The 8,103-nt window shown below is 51.6% G+C and carries 8 protein-coding genes; all 8 read left to right on the top strand.

What is annotated here, in order from left to right:
• A partial coding sequence (locus tag INF58_RS20525) for a hypothetical protein (protein WP_000740160.1) occupies window positions 1–84 on the top strand: 84 nt, incomplete at its 5' end.
• Between the two features lie 227 nt (window positions 85–311).
• Window positions 312–695 carry a preprotein translocase subunit SecE gene (gene secE / locus INF58_RS20520; protein WP_003862342.1) on the top strand — a complete coding sequence of 128 codons (384 nt, stop codon included), beginning with the start codon at window positions 312–314 and terminating at the stop codon, window positions 693–695.
• A 1-nt stretch (window position 696) separates the two neighbouring features.
• Window positions 697–1,242 carry a transcription termination/antitermination protein NusG gene (gene nusG / locus INF58_RS20515; protein ID WP_003862341.1) on the top strand — a complete coding sequence of 182 codons (546 nt, stop codon included), beginning with the start codon at window positions 697–699 and terminating at the stop codon, window positions 1,240–1,242.
• 156 nt (window positions 1,243–1,398) lie between these two features.
• Complete coding sequence (gene rplK, locus INF58_RS20510) at window positions 1,399–1,827, top strand: 50S ribosomal protein L11 (protein WP_003862340.1); 429 nt, start codon at window positions 1,399–1,401, stop codon at window positions 1,825–1,827.
• 3 nt (window positions 1,828–1,830) lie between these two features.
• The gene (gene rplA / locus INF58_RS20505; protein ID WP_006810530.1) at window positions 1,831–2,535 is read left to right on the top strand and encodes a 50S ribosomal protein L1; all 705 of its coding nucleotides are present in this window, start codon (window positions 1,831–1,833) and stop codon (window positions 2,533–2,535) included.
• Between the two features lie 289 nt (window positions 2,536–2,824).
• Window positions 2,825–3,322 carry a 50S ribosomal protein L10 gene (rplJ, locus tag INF58_RS20500; protein ID WP_003862338.1) on the top strand — a complete coding sequence of 166 codons (498 nt, stop codon included), beginning with the start codon at window positions 2,825–2,827 and terminating at the stop codon, window positions 3,320–3,322.
• A gap of 66 nt (window positions 3,323–3,388) precedes the next feature.
• Window positions 3,389–3,754 (top strand): 50S ribosomal protein L7/L12, encoded by a 366-nt coding sequence (gene rplL, locus INF58_RS20495; protein ID WP_002445276.1) that lies wholly within the window; start codon window positions 3,389–3,391, stop codon window positions 3,752–3,754.
• 319 nt (window positions 3,755–4,073) lie between these two features.
• Window positions 4,074–8,102: a DNA-directed RNA polymerase subunit beta gene (gene rpoB, locus INF58_RS20490; RefSeq protein WP_015569976.1), complete on the top strand. Its 4,029-nt coding sequence runs from the start codon at window positions 4,074–4,076 to the stop codon at window positions 8,100–8,102.
• Window position 8,103: the final 1 nt, after the last annotated feature.

Genomic DNA, 8,103 nt, shown 5'->3' with positions numbered 1-8,103 from the left:
GCGATGGACGACGGTCTGCGTTTCGCAATCCGTGAAGGCGGCCGTACCGTTGGCGCGGGCGTTGTTGCTAAAGTTCTCGGCTAATCGCTGATAACATTTGACGCAATGCGCAATAAAAGGGCATCATTTGATGCCCTTTTTGCACGCTTTCACATCAGAACCTGGCTCATCAGTGATTAATTTTGTCATAATCATTGCTGAGACAGGCTCTGCGGAGAGCGTATAATACGAAAAGCGAATAGCATTTCGATTGGTTTGCCTCGCACTCGCGGGGTGAAAATGTTTGTAGAATACTTCTGACAGGTTGGTTTATGAGTGCGAATACCGAAGCTCAAGGGAGCGGGCGCGGCCTGGAAGCGATGAAATGGGTAGTTGTAGCCGTGCTGCTGATTGTGGCGATTGTCGGCAACTATCTTTATCGTGACATGATGCTGCCGCTACGCGCGCTTGCAGTGGTAATTCTGATTGCTGCGGCGGGTGGTGTCGCGCTGTTGACGACAAAAGGCAAAGCGACCGTTGCGTTTGCCCGCGAAGCGCGTACCGAAGTCCGCAAGGTCATTTGGCCGACTCGCCAGGAAACATTGCACACCACGCTGATTGTAGCGGCGGTAACCGCTGTAATGTCACTGATCCTGTGGGGACTGGATGGTATTCTGGTTCGCCTGGTATCCTTTATCACTGGCCTGAGGTTCTGAGATGTCTGAAGCCCCTAAAAAGCGCTGGTACGTCGTTCAGGCGTTTTCCGGTTTTGAAGGCCGCGTAGCTACGTCGCTGCGTGAGCATATCAAATTACACAATATGGAAGAGTTATTTGGCGAAGTCATGGTGCCGACCGAAGAAGTGGTCGAGATCCGTGGCGGTCAGCGTCGCAAAAGCGAGCGTAAATTCTTCCCGGGTTACGTGCTGGTTCAGATGGTGATGAACGACGCGAGCTGGCACCTGGTGCGCAGCGTACCGCGCGTGATGGGCTTTATCGGCGGCACATCTGACCGTCCGGCGCCAATCAGCGACAAAGAAGTTGATGCGATTATGAACCGCCTCCAGCAGGTTGGTGATAAACCGCGTCCGAAAACGCTGTTTGAACCGGGTGAGATGGTTCGTGTTAACGACGGTCCGTTTGCTGACTTTAACGGCGTCGTCGAAGAAGTGGACTACGAGAAGTCCCGCCTGAAAGTTTCCGTTTCTATCTTTGGTCGTGCGACCCCGGTAGAACTGGACTTCGCCCAGGTAGAAAAAGCCTAAGCAGCGATCAAAAAAGCGACGATTTAATCGTTGCACAGGGCGCGAGATTGGAATACAATTTCGCGCCTTTTGTTTTTATGGGCCCCGGCCCGTAAAACGAATTTTATTCACGGGGAGCCTCTCCGAGGCGTTATTACCCAATCAGAGGATTTTAGAATGGCTAAGAAAGTACAAGCCTACGTCAAGCTGCAGGTTGCAGCAGGTATGGCGAACCCAAGTCCACCAGTTGGTCCAGCTCTGGGTCAGCAGGGTGTGAACATCATGGAATTCTGTAAAGCGTTCAACGCCAAAACCGAATCCATGGAAAAAGGTCTGCCAATTCCAGTTGTAATCACTGTTTACGCTGACCGTTCTTTCACTTTCGTTACCAAAACCCCTCCAGCAGCAGTTCTGCTGAAGAAAGCGGCTGGTATCAAGTCTGGTTCCGGTAAGCCGAACAAAGACAAAGTGGGTAAAATTTCCCGCGCTCAGTTGCAGGAAATCGCGCAGACCAAAGCTGCCGACATGACTGGTTCCGACATTGAAGCGATGACTCGCTCCATCGAAGGTACTGCACGTTCCATGGGCCTGGTAGTGGAGGACTAAGAAATGGCTAAACTGACCAAGCGCATGTCCGTGATCCGTGACAAAGTTGATGCGACCAAACAGTACGACATCAACGAAGCTATCGCTCTGCTGAAAGAACTGGCTACTGCTAAGTTCGTTGAAAGCGTTGACGTTGCCGTTAACCTGGGCATCGACGCTCGTAAATCCGATCAGAACGTTCGTGGCGCAACTGTACTGCCACACGGTACTGGCCGTTCCGTTCGCGTAGCTGTATTTGCTCAGGGTGCAAACGCTGAAGCTGCTAAAGCTGCCGGCGCTGAACTGGTAGGTATGGAAGATCTGGCTGATCAGATCAAGAAAGGCGAAATGAACTTTGACGTTGTTATTGCTTCTCCAGATGCAATGCGCGTTGTTGGCCAGCTGGGCCAGGTTCTGGGTCCACGCGGCCTGATGCCAAACCCGAAAGTGGGTACTGTAACCCCTAACGTTGCTGAAGCGGTTAAGAACGCTAAAGCAGGTCAGGTTCGTTATCGTAACGACAAAAACGGCATCATCCACACCACCATCGGTAAAGTGGACTTTGACGCTGACAAACTGAAAGAAAACCTGGAAGCTCTGCTGGTTGCGCTGAAAAAAGCTAAACCAACTCAGGCGAAAGGCGTGTACATCAAGAAAGTTAGCATCTCCACCACCATGGGTGCAGGTGTTGCAGTTGACCAGGCTGGCCTGAGCGCTGCTGCAAACTAATGCCTTTACGTGGGCGGTGATTTTGTCTACAATCTTACCCCCACGTTTGCTAACAAAAGTTAGCGGCTAAAAGAATTGTTCGTTGGAGCCTGGCCTATCCAGGCCTCCGTCGAAGACCGCAGGTGTTTCGCAAGAAACTTAATCCCCTGCGTAGACGGTGACAGAACGCTAAGATTATTTTAAATACTCTGGCTTGTTTCTGCTCACCGTATTAAGACGCTCTTCCCGTTGGGTTGAGTGAAGTGAGTTCCGGAACATGAGTTCCGGCAAACATCCAGGAGCAAAGCTAATGGCTTTAAATCTTCAAGACAAACAAGCGATTGTTGCTGAAGTCAGCGAAGTAGCCAAAGGCGCGCTGTCTGCAGTAGTTGCGGATTCCCGTGGCGTTACTGTAGACAAAATGACTGAACTGCGTAAAGCAGGTCGTGAAGCTGGCGTATACATGCGTGTTGTTCGTAACACCCTGCTGCGTCGCGTAGTTGAAGGTACTCAGTTCGAGTGCCTGAAAGACACGTTTGTTGGTCCGACCCTGATTGCATACTCTATGGAACACCCGGGCGCTGCTGCTCGTCTGTTCAAAGAGTTCGCGAAAGCGAATGCAAAATTTGAGGTCAAAGCTGCAGCCTTTGAAGGTGAGTTGATCCCGGCATCGCAAATCGATCGCCTGGCAACCCTGCCGACCTACGAAGAAGCAATTGCACGCCTGATGGCAACCATGAAAGAAGCTGCGGCTGGCAAACTGGTTCGCACTCTGGCTGCTGTACGCGATGCGAAAGAAGCTGCTTAATCGCAGTTATCTTTATAAAGCATTTGCTTACGTATAAACTTATTCTGATTTTCAGGAACAATTTAAATGTCTATCACTAAAGATCAAATCATTGAAGCAGTTGCAGCTATGTCCGTAATGGACGTTGTAGAGCTGGTATCTGCAATGGAAGAAAAATTCGGTGTTTCTGCTGCTGCTGCTGTAGCTGTAGCTGCGGGCCCGGCTGAAGCTGCTGAAGAAAAAACTGAATTCGACGTAATTCTGAAAGCTGCTGGCGCGAACAAAGTTGCTGTAATCAAAGCAGTACGTGGCGCAACTGGCCTGGGTCTGAAAGAAGCTAAAGACCTGGTAGAATCTGCTCCAGCTGCGCTGAAAGAAGGCGTGAGCAAAGACGACGCAGAAGCACTGAAAAAATCTCTGGAAGAAGCTGGCGCTGAAGTTGAAGTTAAATAAGCCAACTTTTCTGGTTGCAGCCTAAGCAATTAGGCTGATGGCTGGTGACTTTTTAGTCACCAGCCTTTTTGCGCTGTAAGGCATCAGCAGCATTTCACACTGTTTGACTGCTGGTTGTCCTGACAATGCTTGTTTCTATCGACGACTTAATATACTGCGACAGGGTGCTCGCTCTGTGTAAATCGCAATGAAATGGTTTAAGCGTGATAGCAACAGGTATTGCGGAAAGTATTCAATTTTCCGGTCCACAAAATGGTGTTGCACAAACTGTCCCTTCGTCGGACAGATGGGTCGACTTGTCAGCGAGCTGAGGAACCCTATGGTTTACTCCTATACCGAGAAAAAACGTATTCGTAAGGATTTTGGTAAACGTCCACAAGTTCTGGACATTCCATATCTCCTTTCTATCCAGCTTGACTCGTTCCAGAAGTTTATCGAGCAAGATCCTGAAGGGCAGTACGGCCTGGAAGCAGCCTTCCGTTCCGTGTTCCCGATTCAGAGCTACAGCGGTAACTCCGAGCTGCAGTACGTCAGCTACCGCCTTGGCGAACCGGTGTTTGACGTTCAGGAATGTCAGATCCGTGGCGTGACCTATTCCGCACCGCTGCGCGTAAAACTGCGTCTGGTGATCTACGAGCGCGAAGCGCCGGAAGGCACCGTAAAAGACATTAAAGAACAAGAAGTCTACATGGGTGAAATTCCACTCATGACGGACAACGGTACTTTCGTTATCAACGGTACTGAGCGTGTTATCGTTTCCCAGCTGCACCGTAGCCCGGGCGTCTTCTTCGACAGCGATAAAGGTAAAACGCACTCTTCCGGTAAAGTACTGTATAACGCACGCATCATTCCTTACCGTGGTTCATGGCTGGACTTCGAATTCGATCCAAAAGACAACCTGTTTGTCCGTATCGACCGTCGTCGTAAACTGCCTGCAACCATCATTCTGCGTGCACTGAACTATACCACTGAGCAGATCCTGGACCTGTTCTTTGAGAAAGTGATCTTTGAAATCCGCGACAACAAGTTGCAGATGGAATTGGTGCCGGAACGTCTGCGTGGTGAGACCGCGTCGTTCGACATCGAAGCCGACGGCAAAGTGTATGTGGAAAAAGGTCGCCGTATCACCGCGCGCCACATCCGCCAGCTGGAAAAAGATGATATCAAACACATCGAAGTTCCGGTTGAATACATTGCAGGAAAAGTAGCCGCGAAAGATTACGTTGATGAATCAACTGGCGAGCTGATCTGCCCAGCGAACATGGAGCTGAGCCTGGATCTACTGGCTAAGCTGAGCCAGTCTGGCCACAAACGTATCGAAACGCTGTTCACCAACGATCTGGACCACGGTCCGTACATCTCTGAGACTGTACGCGTCGACCCAACCAACGATCGTCTGAGCGCGCTGGTAGAAATCTACCGCATGATGCGTCCTGGTGAGCCACCAACTCGCGAAGCAGCTGAAAGCCTGTTCGAGAACCTGTTCTTCTCCGAAGACCGCTACGATCTGTCCGCGGTAGGTCGTATGAAGTTCAACCGTTCTCTGCTGCGCGACGAGATCGAAGGTTCCGGTATCCTGAGCAAAGACGACATCATCGAAGTGATGAAGAAGCTCATCGATATCCGTAACGGCAAAGGCGAAGTGGACGATATCGACCACCTCGGCAACCGTCGTATCCGTTCCGTTGGCGAAATGGCGGAAAACCAGTTCCGCGTTGGCCTGGTACGTGTAGAGCGTGCGGTGAAAGAGCGTCTGTCTCTGGGCGATCTGGATACCCTGATGCCTCAGGATATGATCAACGCCAAGCCGATTTCTGCGGCAGTGAAAGAGTTCTTTGGTTCCAGCCAGCTGTCTCAGTTCATGGACCAGAACAACCCGCTGTCTGAGATCACGCACAAACGTCGTATCTCTGCACTCGGCCCAGGCGGTCTGACCCGTGAACGTGCAGGCTTTGAAGTTCGAGACGTACACCCGACTCACTACGGTCGCGTATGTCCAATCGAAACGCCTGAAGGTCCAAACATTGGTCTGATCAACTCCCTGTCCGTGTACGCACAGACAAACGAATACGGTTTCCTTGAGACCCCGTATCGTAAAGTGACCGACGGTGTGGTTACCGACGAAATTCATTACCTGTCTGCTATCGAAGAAGGCAACTACGTTATCGCTCAGGCGAACTCCAACCTGGATGACGAAGGCCACTTTGTAGAAGATCTGGTTACCTGCCGTAGCAAAGGCGAATCCAGCTTGTTCAGCCGCGACCAGGTTGACTACATGGACGTTTCCACCCAGCAGGTGGTATCCGTCGGTGCGTCCCTGATCCCGTTCCTGGAACACGATGACGCCAACCGTGCATTGATGGGTGCGAACATGCAACGTCAGGCCGTTCCAACTCTGCGTGCTGATAAGCCGCTGGTTGGTACCGGTATGGAACGTGCTGTTGCCGTTGACTCCGGTGTTACGGCAGTCGCTAAGCGTGGCGGTACCGTTCAGTACGTTGACGCATCCCGTATCGTTATCAAAGTTAACGAAGACGAGATGTATCCGGGCGAAGCGGGTATCGACATCTATAACCTGACCAAATACACCCGTTCTAACCAGAACACCTGTATCAACCAGATGCCTTGCGTATCTCTGGGTGAGCCAGTTGAGCGCGGCGACGTGCTGGCAGACGGTCCGTCCACCGACCTCGGTGAACTGGCGCTCGGTCAGAACATGCGCGTAGCGTTCATGCCGTGGAACGGTTACAACTTTGAAGACTCCATCCTCGTCTCCGAGCGTGTGGTTCAGGAAGATCGTTTCACCACCATCCACATTCAGGAACTGGCCTGTGTGTCCCGTGACACCAAGCTGGGGCCAGAAGAGATCACTGCCGACATCCCTAACGTGGGTGAAGCTGCGCTCTCCAAACTGGATGAATCCGGTATTGTTTACATCGGTGCGGAAGTCACCGGCGGTGACATTCTGGTAGGTAAGGTGACGCCGAAAGGTGAAACCCAGCTGACCCCAGAAGAGAAACTACTGCGTGCAATCTTCGGTGAGAAAGCGTCTGACGTTAAAGACTCTTCTCTGCGCGTACCAAACGGTGTTTCCGGTACGGTTATCGACGTTCAGGTCTTCACTCGTGATGGCGTTGAGAAAGATAAGCGTGCGCTGGAAATCGAAGAGATGCAGCTCAAACAGGCGAAGAAAGACCTGTCTGAAGAATTGCAGATCCTCGAAGCAGGTCTGTTCAGCCGTATCTATGCGGTGCTGGTTGCCGGTGGCGTTGAAGCTGAGAAGCTCGACAAACTGCCACGCGATCGCTGGCTGGAACTGGGCCTGACCGACGAAGAGAAACAAAATCAGCTGGAACAGCTGGCTGAGCAGTATGACGAACTGAAACACGAGTTCGAGAAAAAACTCGAAGCGAAACGCCGTAAAATCACTCAGGGCGACGATCTGGCACCAGGCGTGCTGAAGATTGTTAAGGTGTATCTGGCTGTTAAACGTCAGATCCAGCCTGGTGATAAGATGGCAGGTCGTCACGGTAACAAGGGTGTTATCTCTAAGATCAACCCGATCGAAGATATGCCGCACGATGCTAACGGTACGCCGGTAGATATCGTACTGAACCCACTGGGCGTACCGTCTCGTATGAACATCGGTCAGATTCTGGAAACCCACCTGGGTATGGCTGCGAAAGGTATCGGCGACAAGATCAACGCCATGCTGAAACAGCAGCAGGAAGTCGCGAAACTGCGCGAGTTCATCCAGCGTGCCTACGATCTGGGTACCGACGTTCGTCAGAAAGTCGACCTGAACACCTTCAGCGATGAAGAAGTACTGCGTCTGGCAGAGAACCTGCGCAAAGGTATGCCAATTGCAACGCCGGTATTCGACGGTGCAAAAGAAGCTGAAATTAAAGAGCTGCTGCAACTGGGTGGTCTGCCAACGTCTGGTCAGATTACGCTGTTTGACGGCCGTACCGGTGAACAGTTCGAGCGTCCGGTAACCGTAGGTTACATGTACATGCTGAAACTGAACCACCTGGTCGACGACAAGATGCACGCTCGTTCTACCGGTTCTTACAGCTTGGTTACTCAGCAGCCGCTGGGTGGTAAGGCTCAGTTCGGTGGTCAGCGCTTCGGGGAGATGGAAGTGTGGGCGCTGGAAGCATACGGCGCAGCATACACCTTGCAGGAAATGCTCACCGTTAAGTCTGATGACGTGAACGGTCGTACTAAGATGTATAAAAACATCGTAGACGGCAACCATCAGATGGAGCCGGGCATGCCAGAATCCTTCAACGTACTGTTGAAAGAGATTCGTTCGCTGGGTATCAACATCGAACTGGAAGACGAGTAAT

Origin of the sequence: Enterobacter cloacae complex sp. P24RS, from assembly GCF_014982165.1 — a bacterium.
GTDB classification, from domain to species: Bacteria; Pseudomonadota; Gammaproteobacteria; order Enterobacterales; family Enterobacteriaceae; genus Enterobacter; species Enterobacter quasihormaechei.
Note: the sequence above shows the minus strand (reverse complement) of the source record. Positions and strands in the feature narration are given on the sequence as shown.

Bases quoted from the DNA above. Each gene is read 5' to 3' on its own strand.
- secE (WP_003862342.1), top strand. From the start codon at position 312: ATGAGTGCGAATACCGAAGCTCAAGGGAGCGGGCGCGGCCTGGAAGCG.
- nusG (WP_003862341.1), top strand. From the start codon at position 697: ATGTCTGAAGCCCCTAAAAAGCGCTGGTACGTCGTTCAGGCGTTTTCC.
- rplK (WP_003862340.1), top strand. From the start codon at position 1,399: ATGGCTAAGAAAGTACAAGCCTACGTCAAGCTGCAGGTTGCAGCAGGT.
- rplA (WP_006810530.1), top strand. From the start codon at position 1,831: ATGGCTAAACTGACCAAGCGCATGTCCGTGATCCGTGACAAAGTTGAT.
- rplJ (WP_003862338.1), top strand. From the start codon at position 2,825: ATGGCTTTAAATCTTCAAGACAAACAAGCGATTGTTGCTGAAGTCAGC.
- rplL (WP_002445276.1), top strand. From the start codon at position 3,389: ATGTCTATCACTAAAGATCAAATCATTGAAGCAGTTGCAGCTATGTCC.
- rpoB (WP_015569976.1), top strand. From the start codon at position 4,074: ATGGTTTACTCCTATACCGAGAAAAAACGTATTCGTAAGGATTTTGGT.